The sequence below is a fragment of the Escherichia sp. KTE172 genome, assembly GCF_000408845.1.
In the GTDB taxonomy this organism is placed as follows: domain Bacteria; phylum Pseudomonadota; class Gammaproteobacteria; order Enterobacterales; family Enterobacteriaceae; genus Escherichia; species Escherichia coli.
Window position 1 is genome coordinate 228,114 of record NZ_KE137316.1, and the last position, 18,545, is coordinate 246,658.

An 18,545-nucleotide genomic window follows, 5' to 3' on the forward strand; every position below is an offset into this window, starting at 1 on the left:
ATGACCGAACATACCAGCAGTTACTACGCCGCCAGTGCGAATAAATACGCGCCATTCGACACGCTGAATGAGTCGATTTCCTGCGACGTTTGCGTGGTCGGTGGCGGCTATACCGGGCTGTCTTCCGCGCTGCATCTGGCGGAAGCGGGCTTTGACGTGGTGGTTCTTGAAGCCTCACGCATCGGCTTCGGCGCAAGCGGACGCAACGGCGGGCAGCTTGTGAACTCTTACAGCCGCGACATCGACGTCATCGAAAAAAGCTACGGCATGGACACCGCCCGTATGCTCGGCAGCATGATGTTCGAAGGCGGCGAGATCATCCGCGAACGTATCAAACGTTATCAGATTGACTGCGATTACCGCCCCGGCGGCCTGTTTGTGGCGATGAATGATAAACAGCTCGCGACTCTGGAAGAGCAGAAAGAGAACTGGGAACGCTACGGCAATAAACAGCTGGAGCTGCTGGACGCCAACGCTATTCGCCGCGAGGTCGCCAGCGATCGCTACACTGGTGCGCTGCTGGATCACAGCGGTGGGCATATTCACCCGCTAAACCTCGCCATTGGTGAAGCCGATGCCATCCGCCTGAACGGCGGGCGCGTGTATGAGCTTTCCGCCGTGACGCAGATCCAGCACACCACGCCAGCCGTGGTGCGGACTGCCAATGGTCAGGTGACGGCGAAGTATGTGATTGTCGCCGGGAATGCGTATCTGGGCGATAAAGTAGAGCCGGAACTAGCGAAACGCAGCATGCCGTGCGGCACGCAGGTGATCACCACCGAGCGGCTGTCGGAAGATTTAGCCCGTTCGCTGATCCCGAAAAACTACTGCGTTGAAGACTGTAACTATCTGCTTGATTACTACCGTCTTACCGCCGATAACCGCCTGCTGTACGGCGGCGGCGTGGTCTACGGCGCGCGCGACCCGGATGACGTTGAGCGCCTTGTGGTGCCGAAACTGCTGAAAACCTTCCCGCAGCTGAAGGGCGTGAAAATTGATTACCGCTGGACGGGCAACTTCCTGCTGACCTTGTCGCGCATGCCGCAGTTCGGTCGCCTTGATACCAACATCTATTACATGCAGGGTTACAGCGGCCACGGCGTCACCTGTACCCATCTTGCCGGGCGTTTGATTGCCGAACTGCTGCGCGGCGACGCCGAACGTTTCGATGCCTTCGCCAATCTGCCGCATTACCCGTTCCCCGGCGGGCGCACGCTGCGCGTGCCATTTACCGCGATGGGCGCGGCTTATTACAGCCTGCGCGATCGTCTGGGCGTTTAATTTCCGATTAACAGTGAAGAGTCAAAAGGTGTGAAACATGAGCAACAATGAATTCCATCAGCGTCGTCTTTCTGCTACCCCACGCGGGGTTGGCGTGATGTGTAACTTCTTCGCCCAGTCGGCAGAAAACGCTACGCTGAAGGACGTAGAGGGCAACGAATACATCGATTTCGCCGCAGGCATTGCGGTGCTGAATACCGGGCATCGCCACCCTGATCTGGTCGCGGCGGTGGAGCAGCAATTGCAACAGTTTACCCACACGGCGTATCAGATTGTGCCGTACGAAAGCTACGTCACCCTGGCGGAGAAAATTAACGCCCTTGCCCCGGTGAGCGGGCAGGCTAAAACTGCGTTCTTCACCACCGGTGCGGAAGCGGTTGAGAACGCGGTGAAAATCGCCCGCGCCCATACCGGACGCCCTGGCGTGATTGCGTTTAGCGGCGGCTTCCACGGTCGTACATATATGACCATGGCGCTGACCGGAAAGGTCGCGCCGTACAAAATCGGCTTCGGCCCGTTCCCCGGTTCGGTATATCACGTACCTTATCCGTCAGATTTACATGGCGTTTCAACGCAGGACTCTCTCGACACCATCGAACGCTTGTTTAAATCGGACATTGAAGCGAAGCAGGTGGCGGCGATTATTTTCGAACCGGTGCAGGGCGAAGGCGGTTTCAACGTTGCACCAAAAGAGCTGGTTGCCGCCATTCGCCGCCTGTGCGACGAGCACGGCATTGTGATGATTGCCGATGAAGTGCAAAGCGGCTTTGCGCGTACCGGTAAACTGTTTGCCATGGATCACTACGCCGATAAGCCGGACTTAATGACGATGGCGAAAAGCCTCGCAGGCGGCATGCCGCTTTCGGGCGTGGTCGGTAACGCGAATATTATGGACGCGCCCGCGCCGGGCGGGTTGGGTGGTACTTACGCCGGGAACCCGCTGGCGGTGGCTGCCGCGCACGCTGTGCTCAACATTATCGACAAAGAATCACTCTGTGAACGCGCGAATCAACTGGGCCAGCGCCTGACAAACACGTTGATTGATGCCAAAGAAAGCGTTCCGGCCATCGCGGCGGTACGCGGTCTGGGGTCTATGATTGCGGCAGAGTTTAACGATCCGCAAACGGGCGAGCCGTCAGCGGCGATTGCACAGAAAATCCAGCAACGCGCGCTGGCGCAGGGGCTGCTTCTGCTGACCTGTGGCGCATACGGCAACGTGATTCGTTTCCTGTATCCGCTGACCATCCCGGATGCGCAATTCGATGCGGCAATGAAAATTTTGCAGGATGCGCTGAACGATTAATAGCCCAACGCAATAATGTCTGATGCGCTGCGCTTATCAGGCCTGCAAACGACGTATTGATTATGTATGCCGGACAAAGCATTCACGCCGCATCCGGCAAGTTGTATTGCCCAACTTCGCTAAATCTGGTGCTTTTTCAACAACGCGCGGAACTGATGATAGGTTAACCCCAGTAATTCAGCCGCGCGCTTCTGGTTATATTTCCCTTGTTGCAAACTGAGTTGCAGCAACTCTTTTTCCTGCTGCATCTGAAACTCACGTAAATCCAGCGGCAGTGTTGGAAGCGAGGTGGTTTCTGAAACGGCGATAGCGTCTTCAGGCGGACGCCGTTTAAAGGGATCAATAATAATGTCATCAAGCGGATAATCGCTGGTGCCGTGGCGATATACTGAACGTTCCACCACGTTTTTCAATTCACGAATATTTCCCGGCCAGCGATAATTCAGCAATGTTTCTCTGGCGCGCTCCGTAAACCCCGGGAACAGAGGCAGCTTGATTTCCCGACACATCTGAATGGCAAAGTGTTCTGCCATCAGCATAATGTCGCTTTCGCGCTCGCGCAGGGGCGGCAGTTGCACTACATCGAAAGCCAGCCGGTCGAGCAGGTCAGCGCGAAAATTACCTTCATTGACCATCGCCGGGAGATCGGCATTCGTCGCGCATACCAACCGCACATTCACCTGCAATGGCTGGCTGCCGCCAACGCGCTCCAGTTCACCGTACTCAATCACACGCAATAATTTCTCCTGCACCATCATCGGTGCCGTAGCGAGTTCATCAAGAAATAGCGTACCGCCGTCGGCACGTTCAAATCTCCCTGGATGACGTTTTTGCGCACCGGTAAACGCGCCCGCTTCGTGACCAAACAGTTCGGAATCCAGCAGATTTTCATTTAACGCCGCGCAGTTAAGGGAAATAAACGGCCCCTGCCAACGGGAGGAGAGATAATGCAGACGGCTGGCAATCAGCTCTTTACCTGTGCCGCGCTCGCCGATGATGAGCACCGGTTTGTCCAGCGGTGCGAGATGCGAAACCTGTTCCAGCACTTCGAGAAAGCTGTTCGCCTCACCGAGTAAATTATCTTTGTATTCTGCCATGATGAAATTCGCTACTTGTTAGTGTAATTCGCTAACTCATCCTGGCATGTTGCTGTTGATTCTTCAATCAGATCTTTATAAATCAAAAAGATAAAAAATTGGCACGCAAATTGTATTAATAGTTCAGCAGGACAATCCTGAACGCAGAAATCAAGAGGACAACATTATGGGTATTTTTTCTCGCTTTGCCGACATCGTGAATGCCAACATCAACGCTCTGTTAGAGAAAGCGGAAGATCCACAGAAACTGGTGCGTCTGATGATCCAGGAGATGGAAGATACATTGGTTGAAGTACGTTCTACTTCGGCGCGTGCGCTGGCAGAAAAGAAACAGCTGACTCGCCGTATAGAACAAGCGTCGGCGCGTGAAGTTGAATGGCAGGAAAAAGCCGAACTGGCGCTGCTGAAAGAGAGAGAAGATCTGGCGCGTGCGGCGTTAATTGAAAAACAGAAACTGACCGATCTGATTAAGAGCCTGGAACATGAAGTGACGCTGGTGGACGATACGCTGGCACGCATGAAGAAAGAGATTGGCGAGCTGGAAAACAAATTGAGCGAAACACGCGCTCGCCAGCAGGCATTGATGTTACGCCATCAGGCGGCAAACTCGTCGCGCGATGTGCGTCGTCAGCTGGACAGTGGCAAACTGGATGAAGCAATGGCTCGTTTCGAATCTTTCGAACGTCGAATTGACCAGATGGAAGCGGAAGCAGAAAGCCACAGCTTCGGTAAACAAAAATCGCTGGACGATCAGTTTGCCGAACTGAAAGCCGATGATGCAATCAGCGAACAATTGGCACAATTAAAAGCCAAAATGAAGCAAGACAATCAATAATAACATCCAGGCGGCGTCCGAACGCGCCGCCGCTCATCGTCTAAGGAGTCCTTATGAGCGCGCTATTTCTGGCTATTCCGTTAACCATTTTTGTGCTGTTTGTTTTACCGATCTGGTTATGGCTGCATTACAGCAATCGTTCTGGTCGCAGTGAATTGTCGCAAAGTGAGCAGCAGCGATTAGCGCAACTGGCTGATGAAGCAAAACGGATGCGCGAACGTATTCAGGCGCTGGAATCTATTCTTGATGCAGAACATCCGAACTGGAGGGATCGCTAATGGCGGGCATTAATTTCAATAAAAAATTATGGCGTATTCCGCAGCAGGGCATGGTACGCGGCGTTTGCGCCGGGATTGCCAACTATTTTGATGTACCGGTAAAACTGGTGCGTATCCTGGTGGTGCTGTCGATTTTCTTCGGTCTGGCGCTGTTTACCCTGGTTGCTTACATCATTTTGTCATTTGCGCTTGATCCAATGCCGGACAACATGGCCTTTGGTGAGCAGCTACCTTCCAGCAGTGAATTGCTGGATGAAGTCGACCGTGAACTGGCGGCAAGTGAAACGCGTTTACGCGAGATGGAACGTTATGTCACTTCCGATACTTTCATGTTACGTAGCCGTTTCCGTCAACTGTGAGGAAAGTTATGAATACTCGCTGGCAACAGGCCGGGCAAAAGGTGAAGCCTGGTTTCAAATTAGCAGGCAAGCTGGTACTTCTTACCGCACTGCGCTATGGCCCGGCGGGTGTAGCTGGTTGGGCGATAAAATCAGTTGCTCGCCGACCACTGAAAATGTTGCTGGCCGTGGCGCTGGAACCGCTGTTAAGTCGGGCTGCCAATAAACTGGCGCAGCGTTATAAAAGGTGAGGGGAGTTTCGCAAAAATTGTTAAAGCTAAGGCATATTATGGATGGCAATTTTCATCCATAGAAGGACGCTTACATGTTTAAAAAAGGCTTACTTGCTCTGACACTGGTGTTTTCACTGCCCGTTTTCGCCGCTGAACACTGGATCGATGTTCGTGTTCCAGAGCAGTATCAGCAAGAGCACGTTCAGGGGGCCATCAATATTCCCCTGAAGGAAGTAAAAGAGCGCATTGCCTCCGCCGTTCCGGATAAAAACGACACCGTGAAAGTGTATTGCAATGCCGGACGCCAGTCAGGGCAGGCAAAAGAGATCCTTAGCGAGATGGGATATACCCACGTTGAGAACGCCGGTGGCCTGAAAGACATCGCAATGCCGAAGGTCAAAGGTTAACAAATTACTCATTGAGCGGTGTAAACAACGCCGCTTATTCATTTGATAAATCAAAATTAACCCACATTATTATCTCCAGTATCTAATCCTTTCTACAGCTTTCTGGCACAGGACAGCAATGAAGCGACTTAAAAATGAACTTAATGCGCTGGTGAATCGGGGTGTCGACAGACATCTGCGCCTCGCCGTAACCGGACTAAGCCGCAGCGGCAAAACAGCGTTTATCACTGCGATGGTCAATCAGTTGCTCAATATTCATGCCGGAGCACGCTTGCCGCTGTTAAGCGCGGTGCGTGAAGAGCGCCTGCTGGGCGTAAAACGCATTCCTCAGCGTGACTTTGGCATTCCGCGCTTCACATATGATGAAGGACTGGCGCAGTTATATGGCGATCCTCCCGCCTGGCCGACGCCAACGCGCGGCGTCAGTGAAATCCGCCTGGCGCTACGTTTTAAATCGAACGATTCGCTGCTACGCCACTTCAAGGACACCTCCACGCTGTATCTGGAGATTGTGGATTATCCCGGCGAATGGTTGCTCGACCTGCCGATGCTGGCGCAGGACTATTTAAGCTGGTCACGCCAGATGACGGGCTTACTCAATGGTCAGCGCGGCGAATGGTCGGTCAAATGGCGAATGATGTGCGAAGGGCTGGACCCGCTAGCACCTGCCGACGAAAACCGGCTGGCAGACATTGCCGCCGCGTGGACCGATTATCTCCACCACTGTAAACAGCAGGGGCTGCACTTTATTCAGCCAGGGCGCTTTGTCTTGCCAGGAGATATGGCAGGTGCGCCCGCGCTGCAATTCTTCCCGTGGCCGGATGTCGATACCTGGGGCGAGTCCAAACTGGCGCAGGCCGATAAGCACACCAATGCCGGAATGCTGCGCGAGCGGTTTAATTATTACTGCGAGAAGGTGGTGAAGGGGTTCTATAAGAATCATTTTCTGCGCTTTGACCGCCAGATTGTGCTGGTTGATTGCCTGCAACCTCTCAACAGTGGGCCACAGGCATTTAATGATATGCGTCTGGCACTGACGCAGCTGATGCAAAGTTTCCACTACGGGCAGCGTACCTTGTTCCGGCGTTTGTTTTCGCCGGTTATCGATAAGCTATTGTTTGCTGCCACTAAAGCGGACCATGTGACCATCGATCAGCACGCCAATATGGTTTCATTACTGCAACAACTGATTCAGGATGCCTGGCAAAATGCGGCGTTTGAAGGGATTAGTATGGATTGCCTGGGGCTGGCCTCGGTGCAGGCGACCACCAGCGGCATTATTGACGTCAACGGCGAGAAAATTCCGGCATTGCGCGGTAACCGGCTCAGCGATGGTGCGCCACTCACCGTTTATCCCGGTGAAGTTCCTGCGCGTTTGCCCGGTCAGGCGTTCTGGGACAAACAAGGGTTCCAGTTTGAAGCGTTTCGCCCGCAGGTGATGGATGTCGACAAACCGCTGCCGCATATTCGTCTTGATGCCGCGCTGGAATTTTTAATAGGAGATAAATTGCGATGACCGAACCGTTAAAACCACGTATTGATTTCGACGGTCCGCTGGAGGTCGATCAGAATCCAAAATTCAGGGCGCAGCAGACCTTTGACGAAAATCAGGCGCAAAATTTTGCCCCGGCCACGCTCGATGAAGCGCCTGAAGAAGAGGGGCAAGTTGAAGCGGTAATGGATGCAGCGTTACGTCCGAAACGCAGCCTGTGGCGCAAAATGGTGATGGGCGGGCTGGCTCTGTTTGGCGCAAGCGTTGTCGGGCAGGGTGTACAGTGGACAATGAATGCCTGGCAAACTCAGGACTGGGTGGCGCTGGGTGGATGTGCCGCTGGGGCATTGATTATCGGCGCTGGCGTAGGTTCTGTGGTAACAGAGTGGCGGCGCTTATGGCGCTTGCGACAGCGCGCCCATGAACGCGACGAAGCGCGCGATTTGTTGCACAGCCACGGCACGGGCAAAGGCCGCGCATTTTGCGAAAAACTGGCGCAGCAGGCGGGTATTGATCAGTCTCATCCAGCGCTGCAACGCTGGTATGCCTCAATCCATGAAACGCAAAACGACCGTGAAGTGGTCAGTTTGTATGCGCATTTGGTCCAGCCAGTTTTAGATGCCCAGGCGCGGCGCGAAATCAGCCGTTCGGCGGCGGAATCAACGTTGATGATTGCGGTCAGCCCGCTGGCGTTGGTCGATATGGCGTTTATCGCCTGGCGCAATCTGCGTTTGATCAATCGCATCGCCACGCTGTATGGCATTGAACTGGGATATTACAGCCGTTTGCGCCTGTTTAAGCTGGTATTGCTGAATATCGCTTTCGCCGGAGCCAGCGAACTGGTGCGCGAAGTGGGGATGGACTGGATGTCGCAAGATCTCGCTGCGCGTTTGTCTACCCGGGCAGCTCAGGGGATTGGTGCAGGACTTCTGACGGCACGACTGGGGATTAAAGCTATGGAGCTTTGCCGCCCTCTGCCGTGGATTGACGATGACAAACCTCGCCTCGGGGATTTCCGTCGTCAGCTTATCGGTCAGGTGAAAGAGACGCTGCAAAAAGGCAAAACGCCCAGCGAAAAATAATGCAATATCGGGTGCTGACCGGATATCTTTACGCCGAAGTGCCCGTTTTTCCGTCTTTGTGTCAATGATTGTTGACAGAAACCTTCCTGCTATCCAAATAGTGTCATATCATCATATTAATTGTTCTTTTTTCAGGTGAAGGTTCCCATGCGTCTGGAAGTCTTTTGTGAAGACCGACTCGGTCTGACCCGCGAATTACTCGATCTACTCGTGCTAAGAGGCATTGATTTACGCGGTATTGAGATTGACCCCATTGGGCGAATCTACCTCAATTTTGCTGAACTGGAGTTTGAGAGTTTCAGCAGTCTGATGGCTGAAATACGCCGTATTGCAGGTGTTACCGATGTCCGTACTGTCCCGTGGATGCCTTCTGAACGTGAGCATCTGGCGTTGAGCGCGTTACTGGAAGCGTTGCCTGAACCTGTGCTCTCTGTCGATATGAAAAGCAAAGTGGATATGGCGAACCCGGCGAGCTGTCAGCTTTTTGGGCAAAAATTGGATCGCCTGCGCAACCATACCGCCGCGCAATTGATTAACGGCTTTAATTTTTTACGCTGGCTGGAAAGCGAACCGCAGGATTCCCATAACGAGCATGTCGTTATTAATGGACAGAATTTCCTGATGGAGATTACGCCTGTTTATCTTCAGGATGAAAATGATCAACACGTCCTGACCGGTGCGGTGGTGATGTTGCGATCAACGATTCGTATGGGCCGTCAGTTGCAAAATGTCGCCGCCCAGGATGTCAGCGCCTTTAGTCAAATTGTCGCCGTCAGCCCGAAAATGAAGCATGTTGTCGAACAGGCGCAGAAACTGGCGATGCTAAGCGCGCCATTGCTGATAACCGGTGATACCGGCACCGGAAAAGATCTCTTTGCGTATGCCTGTCATCAGGCAAGCCCACGCGCGGGCAAACCCTATCTGGCGCTGAACTGTGCTTCTATCCCGGAAGATGCGGTCGAGAGTGAACTGTTTGGTCATGCTCCGGAAGGGAAGAAAGGGTTCTTTGAGCAGGCGAACGGTGGTTCGGTACTGCTGGATGAAATAGGTGAGATGTCACCACGGATGCAGGCGAAATTACTGCGTTTCCTTAATGATGGCACTTTCCGTCGGGTTGGCGAAGACCATGAGGTGCATGTCGATGTGCGGGTGATTTGCGCGACGCAGAAGAATCTTGTCGAACTGGTGCAAAAAGGCGTGTTCCGTGAAGATCTCTATTATCGTCTGAACGTGTTGACGCTCAATCTGCCGCCGCTACGTGACTGTCCGCAGGACATCATGCCGTTAACCGAGCTGTTCGTCGCCCGCTTTGCCGACGAGCAGGGCGTGCCGCGTCCGAAACTGGCCGCTGACCTGAATACTGTACTTACGCGTTATGCGTGGCCGGGAAATGTGCGGCAGTTAAAGAACGCTATTTATCGCGCACTGACACAACTGGACGGTTATGAGCTGCGTCCACAGGATATTTTGTTACCGGATTATGACGCCACAACGGTAGCCGTGGGCGAAGATGCGATGGAAGGTTCGCTGGACGAAATCACCAGCCGTTTTGAACGCTCGGTATTAACCCAGCTTTATCGCAATTATCCCAGCACGCGCAAACTGGCAAAACGCCTGGGCGTTTCGCATACCGCGATTGCCAATAAGTTGCGGGAATATGGTCTGAGTCAGAAGAAGAACGAAGAGTAAGCGCGAATATGCCTGATGGTGCAACACCATCAGGCATATTAACTTATGCTTTCAGTACAGCCAGAGCTGCTTCGTAATCCGGCTCGGTGGTGATTTCATCCACCAGCTGGCTGAAAATCACATTGTCATTTTCATCAATAACCACAACGGCACGCGCTGCCAGACCTTTCAGTGGGCCATCAGCAATTGCCACACCGTAGGCTTGCAGGAATTCAGCGTTACGGAAAGTGGAGAGGGTGATAACGTTGTTCAGACCTTCTGCGCCGCAGAAACGAGACTGGGCGAACGGCAGATCGGCAGAGATACACAGCACCCCGGTGTTGTCGATCTCGGTTGCCAGTTGGTTAAACTTACGTACTGATGCGGCGCAAACACCGGTATCAATACTCGGGAAAATGTTCAGCACTTTGCGTTTACCCGCAAACTGACCGAGGGTGACGTCAGACAGATCTTTTGCCACGAGAGTAAAAGTCTGCGCTTTGCTACCCGCCTGCGGGATGGAATTGGCGACTGTAACCGGGTTGCCCTGGAAATGAACGGTTTGTGACATGATTATCTTTCCTGTTTACATATAGTTAACGTCACACCTAGTTTATGCTAACTGTCAATAACACAGCAAACGCTATTTGCGCTTAATCCGCAGACCACCGCGACAACAAGGAGTAAAGATGAGAACCGTTAAGGTATTCGAGGAAGGCTGGCCCTTACATACCCCGTTTGTGATTGCTCGGGGAAGTCGCAGTGAAGCGCGCGTGGTGGTGGTTGAACTGGAAGAAGAAGGTATTAAAGGCACCGGTGAATGCACGCCGTATCCGCGTTATGGAGAAAGTGATGCCTCGGTAATGGCGCAAATTATGAGCGTCGTGCCGCAATTAGAGAAAGGGCTGACACGGGAGGAGTTGCAAAAAATTCTCCCTGCCGGCGCAGCACGTAATGCGCTGGATTGTGCATTGTGGGATCTGGCGGCGCGAAAACAGCAGCAATCGCTGGCTGATTTGATCAGCATAACGCTTCCCGGGACAGTTATCACTGCACAGACGGTAGTCATCGGTACGCCTGATCAGATGGCCAATAGTGCATCAACACTCTGGCAGGCAGGCGCGAAATTACTGAAAGTGAAGCTGGATAACCATCTTATCAGTGAGCGGATGGTGGCAATTCGCACCGCTGTGCCCGATGCGACGCTGATCGTTGATGCAAATGAATCCTGGCGTGCAGAAGGGTTGGCGGCGCGTTGCCAGCTATTGGCGGATTTAGGCGTTGCAATGCTTGAACAACCGCTTCCTGCGCAGGACGATGCGGCGTTGGAGAATTTTATTCATCCGTTACCGATTTGTGCTGATGAAAGTTGTCATACTCGTAGCAATCTGAAGGCGCTGAAAGGGCGCTATGAGATGGTTAACATTAAGCTCGATAAAACGGGGGGCCTGACGGAAGCGCTGGCGCTGGCGACTGAAGCACGTGCACAAGGTTTTAGTCTGATGCTGGGCTGCATGTTGTGTACCTCTCGTGCCATTAGCGCCGCTTTACCGCTGGTGCCGCAGGTCAGTTTCGCCGATCTTGACGGACCGACCTGGCTGGCGGTAGATGTGGAACCGGCGCTTCAGTTCACAACGGGCGAATTGCATCTTTAGGATGCCAGCGCAGCAAGTTTGCCATCGCAAAGAGATATTTTTCGCTGGCTTCGTCGGAGGAGATGGGTGGAAACTCTGCGGTGATGCAATGCAGGTTGAGATCCGCACACCAACTGCCGAAAGAGCCAGGCGTTTCATAACCGACGCTGGTTACCAGAGGCAATTCAAACGCCTGGGCCAGCCATTCACCTAATTCGCTGTGTCTGGGATCTTCAATACAGGCCAGCGGATCGTGGAATGAGACCACCCAGGCGGGTTGAATGCGGTGTATAAGCTGGCACAGCGCCTGGGTTTCAGGTTCAGAGCCAGGTTTGTCACCTGTCAGCAATACGACATCACGTTCTTCAGCGGCGCTGTTCCAGCGATAAACGGTTTCACCTTCCTTCCAATTCGCCGCCGGAAAGTTTCTGTTTAAATCCACACCATTAGCATTGGCCCGTAACCCCAACTGGCAGCCGTCAGGATTCACACACAGCACCACATGATGACGGCGCAAAGAAGGTGTCAACGTCCGCAGAGCACAGGAGAGCGTGACGACCGAAGAGTTTTCATCACCGTGAGTGCCAGCCAGAATCAAACCACTTTCGCGGCTGGCTGCAGGGGCAGGAAACCAGATTAACGGCGCGCCCAATAATGAACGTCCGTAATGTTCTGTTCCGGGCGGAAATGCGCCGCGTTCGGCGCGTGGGCGGGTTACGGTCATGATCGTCTCTGGTTCAGGAAGTATTACAGGCAGTGTTGTGCAAATTTTGCGGATTATCAAATCCTTTTCTTCAACGCTATGTCATCGATCTTGTATCACTTTTTTGCCGGAAGTTGTTTGCATTTTCATTGATGTGCAGATATTAGAATTGTCGTAATGTTATATACATGGCGTATTTTATTCTTACTGGTTCTACACATGTTAATCGCATCTGATTGATCAGTTCACCTTAATAAGTTTAATAAATCGTACTGCACATAGTACAGTACGAAGGTAGCTATATAATTGATTTACATGAAGAATGGCTTATCGCCATCAGTCCCGGGCTGATTGATGCCTATATTCTCACCAATGTGTTTCTCAGGTTTATCGATGATATCTGTAATTAATGCTGCGACACTCTTACGTGATACGATCGTACCTTTGAATGGTTCATTGCGTGAGGTAAGCTCATAATCAATAATATCTTCATCGGTCAGCCAGGCAGGGCGAAGAATTGTATATTCCAGTCCAGAAGCCTCAATTGCATCCGCAGCCCTGCGGAATGGTTTTAGGGGCTCACCAATAACTGCATTATTCCATTCGCCAAATTTTCCTGGAACTTCATCATAAATACCGAGGGAAAGAACAAAGATCAGACGTTTAACATCACAGGCTTTCATCGCAGCGATCACTGAATTTGCCTGAATATCTAAATCTTCCCCCGTAAGGTTGGCATACACAACATCCTGTCCCTGCATGGCCTGCTTCAGTGCCGCATGATTCAGTACATCCCCCATAATAATCTTGCTATTAGTTGGATAGGGTTTGTGGATTTTTGCTGGCTGACGGGCAAATAAAGTTTGTTTAATGGTTTGTTTATCTGCCAGTTGATTAATCACATGGCGGGCTATCTGACCGCCAGCACCAAGAATCAGTACATTTTTCATGAAACTTTTCCCAGATTATTGGCAGCAATATGCCAGGCCATATCACTATTACGGATTTGAATATGTTTCATTACAGAGTTTCCTCAAAGAACGGCGCTAATACTGAAATTGCTTCAGCCACATAGACTTTGCCGTCATAAAGATCCATATGGTTTGCGCCTTCAACAATGTGATAGCGTTTATCCTGGCTTGATGCTCGATCGTACAGGTCGTCACTCATCCATTTGCTCCCTGCCTGGCTGCCCGCCACAATCTGTATCGGCTGAGTCAGGTACACTTCCGCCATATGGTAAGCATCATAGGTAATAATCTGGTTAAGGCTGCGCAAAGTAGTGTAACCCGGTGCTGTTGGATACTGCGCGCGAGGGGTGTGGTAATACTCCCAGGCCTGACGCAGTTCTTCGTTCGGCGCATCGGACTCCTTCATTGGTGCCAGTGGCATGGTGGCGTATTCTCCGCTGCTAATATCGCTGGTTCGGGCGTTTGAACCCGCGTCAACGTATGGTAGGGCATCAATAGATTTCACATTGTTTTCCCAACCATTACGGAACATCGAACCAATATTGACCGCACTAACAGTACCGATGGCCTTGATGCGGCGATCCTGAATTGCAGCATTGGCTGTATATCCTGCACCGGCACAAATTCCCATCGCACCAATTCGGCTATTGTCGACATAAGAAAGCGTTGTCAGATAATCAATCACGGCACTGACGTCTTCAGTACGAATGTATGGGTTTTCTAACTGACGCGGCTCGCCGCCGCTTTCACCTTGATAAGATGCGTCATAAGCAATAGTGACAAATCCCTTTTCCGCCAGTTTTTCGGCATAGGTTCCAGCCGTTTGCTCTTTAACGCCCCCACCTGGGTGAGATACCACAATTGCCGGATACTGACGGGTTTCATCAAATTTTGGAGGGAAATAGATCACTGCAGACAAAGAGATGGTTGGATTATTGCTGTTAGTGAAGCTGACTTTATTATTCATCATTCCGTTCCTCATGGAGTTGTCGGTTCGTTTTAACGGTTGGTGATATCACTATAGATATTGATCATTAAGTTGATTAGACCCAAAATCATGATTAGACCTATCATTTAAATGATTAATAGATTGTATGGAGATACTGAATGAAGCGTGAAGAAATCGCTGATCTGATGGCGTTTGTCGTCGTTGCAGAGGAGCGTAGCTTCACTCGCGCAGCAGCCCGCCTGAGCATGGCGCAGTCAGCTTTAAGCCAGATAGTGCGCCGTATAGAAGAACGATTGGGATTGCGGCTTCTGACACGAACCACGCGCAGCGTTGTACCCACTGAAGCGGGCGAGCATCTTTTGTCTGTTCTTGGCCCTATGTTGCATGACATAGATTCTGCCCTGACATCCCTGAGCGATCTGCAGAACCGCCCATCCGGGACAATACGTATTACTACTGTAGAACATGCAGCAAAAACGATATTGTTACCAGCTATGCGCACATTCCTGAAATCGCATCCTGAAATTGATATCCAGCTTACCATTGATTATGGTTTGACCGATGTCGTTTCTGAACGTTTTGATGCAGGCGTCCGTCTGGGTGGGGAGATGGATAAAGATATGATCGCCATTCGAATCGGGCCAGATATACCAATGGCTATTGTTGGCTCACCGGATTATTTTTCTCGTCGAAGTGCTCCAACGTCAGTGTCACAATTAATAGATCATCAGGCAATTAATTTGTATCTTCCCACATCGGGTACAGCAAATCGCTGGAGATTAATACGCGGTGGACGTGAAGTTCGTGTTCGCATGGAAGGTCAGCTTTTACTGAATACGATAGACCTGATCATTGATGCTGCAATTGATGGGCATGGATTGGCGTATCTACCTTATGATCAGGTTGAGCGGGCTATTAAAGAAAAAAAACTGATACGTGTTTTGGATAAATTCACACCAGATTTACCCGGTTATCACCTGTACTATCCACACCGTCGACATGCTGGCTCGGCATTCTCATTATTTATAGATAGGCTGAAGTATAAAGGTGCTGTTTAGCACTACTTGCTGATACATTAATTTAATTCTTCTCTTAACGTATTCTCAGTTCCTTTCAACGTTTTGGTCATTTTTTATTCTTCGTACAATGGCGACAGATGCTGATTATGATACCGAAAACGGGTTTGAACGTGCGAAGCCCGAACGTAGTGTTCGGAGTTCTATGTGCTTTACCGCATTTTGGAGACTATTATTTACACTAAATCTGATTTGATATATTGATACTTAAAACATTTGATGCTTCCTTTGTCACTTTTTTGATGGAAGTTGTTTGCATTTCTTTAAGGCGAAACAAATAATTACGCATCAATTTTAATGTCGGTTAGAGGGAAACTTATGAAGCACTCTGTTTCAGTCACGTGTTGTGCGCTGTTGGTCAGCAGCATTTCTCTTTCGTATGCTGCAGAAGTTCCGAGCGGCACAGTACTGGCAGAGAAGCAGGAGCTGGTGCGCCACATTAAAGATGAGCCTGCGTCGCTGGATCCCGCTAAAGCCGTGGGCCTGCCAGAGATTCAGGTCATTCGCGATCTGTTTGAAGGACTGGTGAATCAGAACGAGAAAGGGGAGATTGTCCCCGGCGTTGCGACTCAGTGGAAAAGTAATGACAACCGTATCTGGACTTTTACCCTGCGCGATAACGCAAAATGGGCGGATGGCACACTGGTAACGGCGCAAGATTTTGTCTACAGCTGGCAACGTCTGGTGGACCCTAAAACGCTATCGCCATTTGCATGGTTTGCCGCGCTGGCGGGAATCAACAACGCACAGGCGATTATTGATGGTAAAGCTACGCCTGACCAGCTTGGCGTCACCGCAGTTGATGCCCATACTTTGAAAATCCAGCTTGATAAACCGTTGCCGTGGTTTGTGAATTTAACCGCTAACTTTGCCTTCTTCCCGGTGCAAAAAGCCAACGTAGAAAGCAGTAAAGAGTGGACGAAACCCGGAAAACTGATCGGTAATGGCGCTTATGTTCTTAAAGAGCGCGTAGTCAATGAAAAACTGGTCGTGGTACCGAATACCCATTATTGGGATAACGCCAAAACGGTGCTGCAAAAAGTGACTTTCCTGCCAATTAATCAGGAATCCGCAGCCACTAAGCGTTACCTCGCGGGGGATATTGATATCACCGAATCCTTCCCGAAAAATATGTATCAGAAGCTGTTGAAGGATATTCCGGGGCAGGTTTATACGCCGCCGCAGCTCGGGACCTATTATTATGCGTTTAACACGCAAAAAGGGCCGACGGCAGATCAGCGCGTTCGCCTGGCATTAAGTATGACGATAGATCGCCGCCTGATGACCGAAAAAGTGTTGGGGACGGGCGAAAAGCCAGCGTGGCATTTTACACCAGATGTTACCGCGGGATTTACGCCGGAACCTTCGCCGTTTGAACAAATGAGTCAGGAAGAACTGAATGCGCAGGCAAAAACTTTGTTGAGCGCCGCTGGTTATGGTCCGCAAAAACCGCTGAAGCTGACGCTTTTGTATAACACTTCAGAAAACCATCAAAAAATTGCGATTGCTGTAGCATCAATGTGGAAAAAGAACCTTGGCGTAGATGTTAAATTGCAAAATCAGGAATGGAAAACCTATATCGATAGCCGTAACACCGGCAATTTTGATGTTATCCGAGCCTCGTGGGTAGGGGATTATAATGAACCCTCCACTTTCCTGACATTATTAACGTCAACGCATTCAGGAAATATTTCACGCTTTAACAATCCGGCATACGACAAAGTACTGGCCCAGGCATCAACGGAAAATACCGTTAAAGCGCGTAATGCCGATTACAACGCGGCAGAAAAAATCCTCATGGAGCAAGCACCGATTGCACCAATTTATCAATATACCAATGGACGATTAATCAAGCCGTGGCTGAGAGGTTATCCCATTAATAACCCGGAAGATGTGGCGTACAGTCGGACTATGTATATTGTGAAGCATTGATGTGATGGGAATTGGCGTTACCCTTGTGGATAACGCCAGTGATGTCTGATTTAGCGACCCTGGTCCGGCGGTGTAATGTTATCCATATACAGCGTCTGGCTGGGGAAGGCAAAGTCCGCGCCGTGTGACTGTACAATATCGATAATCTTCAAATAAACGTCTTGCTGTGCAGCAAGCCATTCAGCCCATACCGTGGTTTTGGTAAAGCAATAAACCATAATATTCAATGAGGAGTCAGCAAACTGGTTGAAATAAACCAGTAAGGTTTGTCGCTGGTCAATGGCCGGGTGATTTTTCAGCATCTCACGTACGGCTTCGACAATAACGCCCACTTTTGCCGCATCCTCATAACGTAAACCAATGGTCGTGGTAATGCGCCGGTTGGTCATTCGTCCTGGGTTTTCTACGCTGATTGACGAAAACAGCGAGTTCGGTACGTACAACGGACGATTATCAAAAGTCGTAATCTTGGTAATTCGCCAGCCAATTTCCGATACTGTACCTTCGATATTTCTGTCCGGTGAACGGATCCAGTCGCCAATACTAAAAGGACGGTCGAAATAGAGCATAATCCCGGAAAAGAAGTTACTCAGAATATCTTTACCGGCCATACCGACAGCCAGACCACCAATACCACCAAAGGTCAACAAGCCAGAAAGGCTCATGCCGAAATGTTCGCCATAAAGCAGAACAAGCACCACAATAATGGTGATTTTGATGATACGCGACATAATCCGCGCACTGGTGATATCGCGACCTTTTTTAATCTGCTGTTTTTCAAACTGATTAATCAGCAGAAATAGCTTAATCGTCAGAATAACCGCAATCAGGGACGTACAGATAAAATCGATAACGCCTGGGGTGATAAATTTGAGTTTATAGTTTTCTATAACATAATTAATGATGCTACCAACAGCACTGATAATTATGGTGTAGATTAAAAATTGCACCGCATGGAATAAAAAACCTTTTCTTTTACGATTTCCGCGGCGAAACCAAAAGCTCATCAGAATCAATGCTGCGCAGCTACCGAAAATAATGACCAGATTAAGCGCATTATTTGTAAACAGTTCAGCGATCATTGTTTTATCAGGCTCCTCCAGATAATTGTCGTCATGCCGGAAACCCCTGGCGGGGCTATTTTACCGCGACAATTCATTGAGATCATCAATAGTCAGGGAAGGAAGTAGCAACATTAGCTAACTAATCAATGCGTTGATTGTAAATCCAGCTAAGAGGTGAGGTTTTCAGAGCAGACAACGGTGA

19 protein-coding genes are annotated in these 18,545 nt (G+C 50.5%); 13 read left to right on the forward strand and 6 right to left on the reverse strand.

Annotated elements, in window-relative coordinates:
• Complete coding sequence (gene puuB, locus G434_RS22445) at nucleotides 1–1,281, forward strand: gamma-glutamylputrescine oxidase (protein WP_000134848.1); 1,281 nt, start codon at nucleotides 1–3, stop codon at nucleotides 1,279–1,281.
• A 37-nt stretch (nucleotides 1,282–1,318) separates the two neighbouring features.
• Nucleotides 1,319–2,584: a 4-aminobutyrate transaminase gene (gene puuE, locus G434_RS22440; RefSeq protein ID WP_000069243.1), complete on the forward strand. Its 1,266-nt coding sequence runs from the start codon at nucleotides 1,319–1,321 to the stop codon at nucleotides 2,582–2,584.
• Nucleotides 2,585–2,703: 119 nt separating this feature from the next.
• On the opposite strand, the gene pspF is transcribed toward puuE, so the two are convergent.
• Complete coding sequence (pspF, locus tag G434_RS22435) at nucleotides 2,704–3,681, reverse strand: phage shock protein operon transcriptional activator (protein ID WP_000852833.1); 978 nt, start codon at nucleotides 3,679–3,681, stop codon at nucleotides 2,704–2,706.
• A 166-nt stretch (nucleotides 3,682–3,847) separates the two neighbouring features.
• On the opposite strand from pspF, the gene pspA reads away from it, so the two are divergent.
• From pspA to tyrR, 8 genes are all read left to right on the forward strand, one after another.
• The gene (gene pspA / locus G434_RS22430) at nucleotides 3,848–4,516 is read left to right on the forward strand and encodes a phage shock protein PspA (protein ID WP_000511025.1); all 669 of its coding nucleotides are present in this window, start codon (nucleotides 3,848–3,850) and stop codon (nucleotides 4,514–4,516) included.
• A 53-nt stretch (nucleotides 4,517–4,569) separates the two neighbouring features.
• Complete coding sequence (gene pspB / locus G434_RS22425; protein ID WP_001274963.1) at nucleotides 4,570–4,794, forward strand: envelope stress response membrane protein PspB; 225 nt, start codon at nucleotides 4,570–4,572, stop codon at nucleotides 4,792–4,794.
• Entirely contained in the window at nucleotides 4,794–5,153 is a 360-nt protein-coding gene (gene pspC / locus G434_RS22420) for an envelope stress response membrane protein PspC (protein ID WP_000907379.1), read from the forward strand. The genes pspB and pspC overlap by 1 nt, the downstream gene beginning before the upstream one ends.
• 8 nt (nucleotides 5,154–5,161) lie before the next feature.
• Nucleotides 5,162–5,383, forward strand: coding sequence for a phage shock protein PspD (gene pspD / locus G434_RS22415; RefSeq protein ID WP_001295585.1), 222 nt, complete (start codon nucleotides 5,162–5,164; stop codon nucleotides 5,381–5,383).
• A 74-nt stretch (nucleotides 5,384–5,457) separates the two neighbouring features.
• Nucleotides 5,458–5,772: a thiosulfate sulfurtransferase PspE gene (gene pspE, locus G434_RS22410; protein ID WP_000473125.1), complete on the forward strand. Its 315-nt coding sequence runs from the start codon at nucleotides 5,458–5,460 to the stop codon at nucleotides 5,770–5,772.
• A gap of 118 nt (nucleotides 5,773–5,890) precedes the next feature.
• Nucleotides 5,891–7,288, forward strand: coding sequence for a YcjX family GTP-binding protein (locus G434_RS22405; protein WP_000825790.1), 1,398 nt, complete (start codon nucleotides 5,891–5,893; stop codon nucleotides 7,286–7,288).
• Nucleotides 7,285–8,346, forward strand: a complete 1,062-nt coding sequence (locus tag G434_RS22400; RefSeq protein ID WP_000138717.1) for a YcjF family protein — start codon at nucleotides 7,285–7,287, stop codon at nucleotides 8,344–8,346. Before G434_RS22405 ends, G434_RS22400 begins: the two co-directional genes overlap by 4 nt.
• A gap of 147 nt (nucleotides 8,347–8,493) precedes the next feature.
• A complete protein-coding gene (gene tyrR, locus G434_RS22395) occupies nucleotides 8,494–10,035 on the forward strand; it encodes a transcriptional regulator TyrR (protein ID WP_001309477.1) in 1,542 nt (513 codons plus the stop codon).
• A 43-nt stretch (nucleotides 10,036–10,078) separates the two neighbouring features.
• Here tyrR and tpx read toward each other — a convergent pair whose 3' ends face one another.
• On the reverse strand, nucleotides 10,079–10,585 hold the full coding sequence (tpx, locus tag G434_RS22390) for a thiol peroxidase (RefSeq protein ID WP_000084382.1): 507 nt from the start codon (nucleotides 10,583–10,585) through the stop codon (nucleotides 10,079–10,081).
• A gap of 118 nt (nucleotides 10,586–10,703) precedes the next feature.
• Here tpx and ycjG point away from each other — a divergent pair, with 118 nt between their 5' ends.
• On the forward strand, nucleotides 10,704–11,669 hold the full coding sequence (gene ycjG / locus G434_RS22385; RefSeq protein WP_001309478.1) for an L-Ala-D/L-Glu epimerase: 966 nt from the start codon (nucleotides 10,704–10,706) through the stop codon (nucleotides 11,667–11,669).
• On the opposite strand, the gene mpaA is transcribed toward ycjG, so the two are convergent.
• The 3 genes from mpaA to G434_RS22370 all read right to left on the reverse strand — a co-directional run bounded on the left by mpaA (nucleotide 11,644) and on the right by G434_RS22370 (nucleotide 14,292).
• A complete protein-coding gene (gene mpaA, locus G434_RS22380; RefSeq protein ID WP_000219121.1) occupies nucleotides 11,644–12,372 on the reverse strand; it encodes a murein tripeptide amidase MpaA in 729 nt (242 codons plus the stop codon). The genes ycjG and mpaA overlap by 26 nt on opposite strands.
• 290 nt (nucleotides 12,373–12,662) lie before the next feature.
• The gene (locus tag G434_RS22375) at nucleotides 12,663–13,301 is read right to left on the reverse strand and encodes an SDR family oxidoreductase (protein ID WP_000800177.1); all 639 of its coding nucleotides are present in this window, start codon (nucleotides 13,299–13,301) and stop codon (nucleotides 12,663–12,665) included.
• Nucleotides 13,302–13,371: 70 nt separating this feature from the next.
• Complete coding sequence (locus G434_RS22370; protein ID WP_001309479.1) at nucleotides 13,372–14,292, reverse strand: alpha/beta hydrolase; 921 nt, start codon at nucleotides 14,290–14,292, stop codon at nucleotides 13,372–13,374.
• A 137-nt stretch (nucleotides 14,293–14,429) separates the two neighbouring features.
• On the opposite strand from G434_RS22370, the gene pgrR reads away from it, so the two are divergent.
• The gene (gene pgrR / locus G434_RS22365; RefSeq protein WP_000817700.1) at nucleotides 14,430–15,329 is read left to right on the forward strand and encodes a DNA-binding transcriptional regulator PgrR; all 900 of its coding nucleotides are present in this window, start codon (nucleotides 14,430–14,432) and stop codon (nucleotides 15,327–15,329) included.
• 336 nt (nucleotides 15,330–15,665) lie between these two features.
• Complete coding sequence (gene mppA, locus G434_RS22360) at nucleotides 15,666–17,279, forward strand: murein tripeptide ABC transporter substrate-binding protein MppA (protein ID WP_000682989.1); 1,614 nt, start codon at nucleotides 15,666–15,668, stop codon at nucleotides 17,277–17,279.
• Nucleotides 17,280–17,329: 50 nt separating this feature from the next.
• Here the strand turns inward: mppA and ynaI are convergent, their stop codons facing one another.
• Nucleotides 17,330–18,361 carry a low conductance mechanosensitive channel YnaI gene (ynaI, locus tag G434_RS22355; protein ID WP_000559903.1) on the reverse strand — a complete coding sequence of 344 codons (1,032 nt, stop codon included), beginning with the start codon at nucleotides 18,359–18,361 and terminating at the stop codon, nucleotides 17,330–17,332.
• Nucleotides 18,362–18,545: the final 184 nt, after the last annotated feature.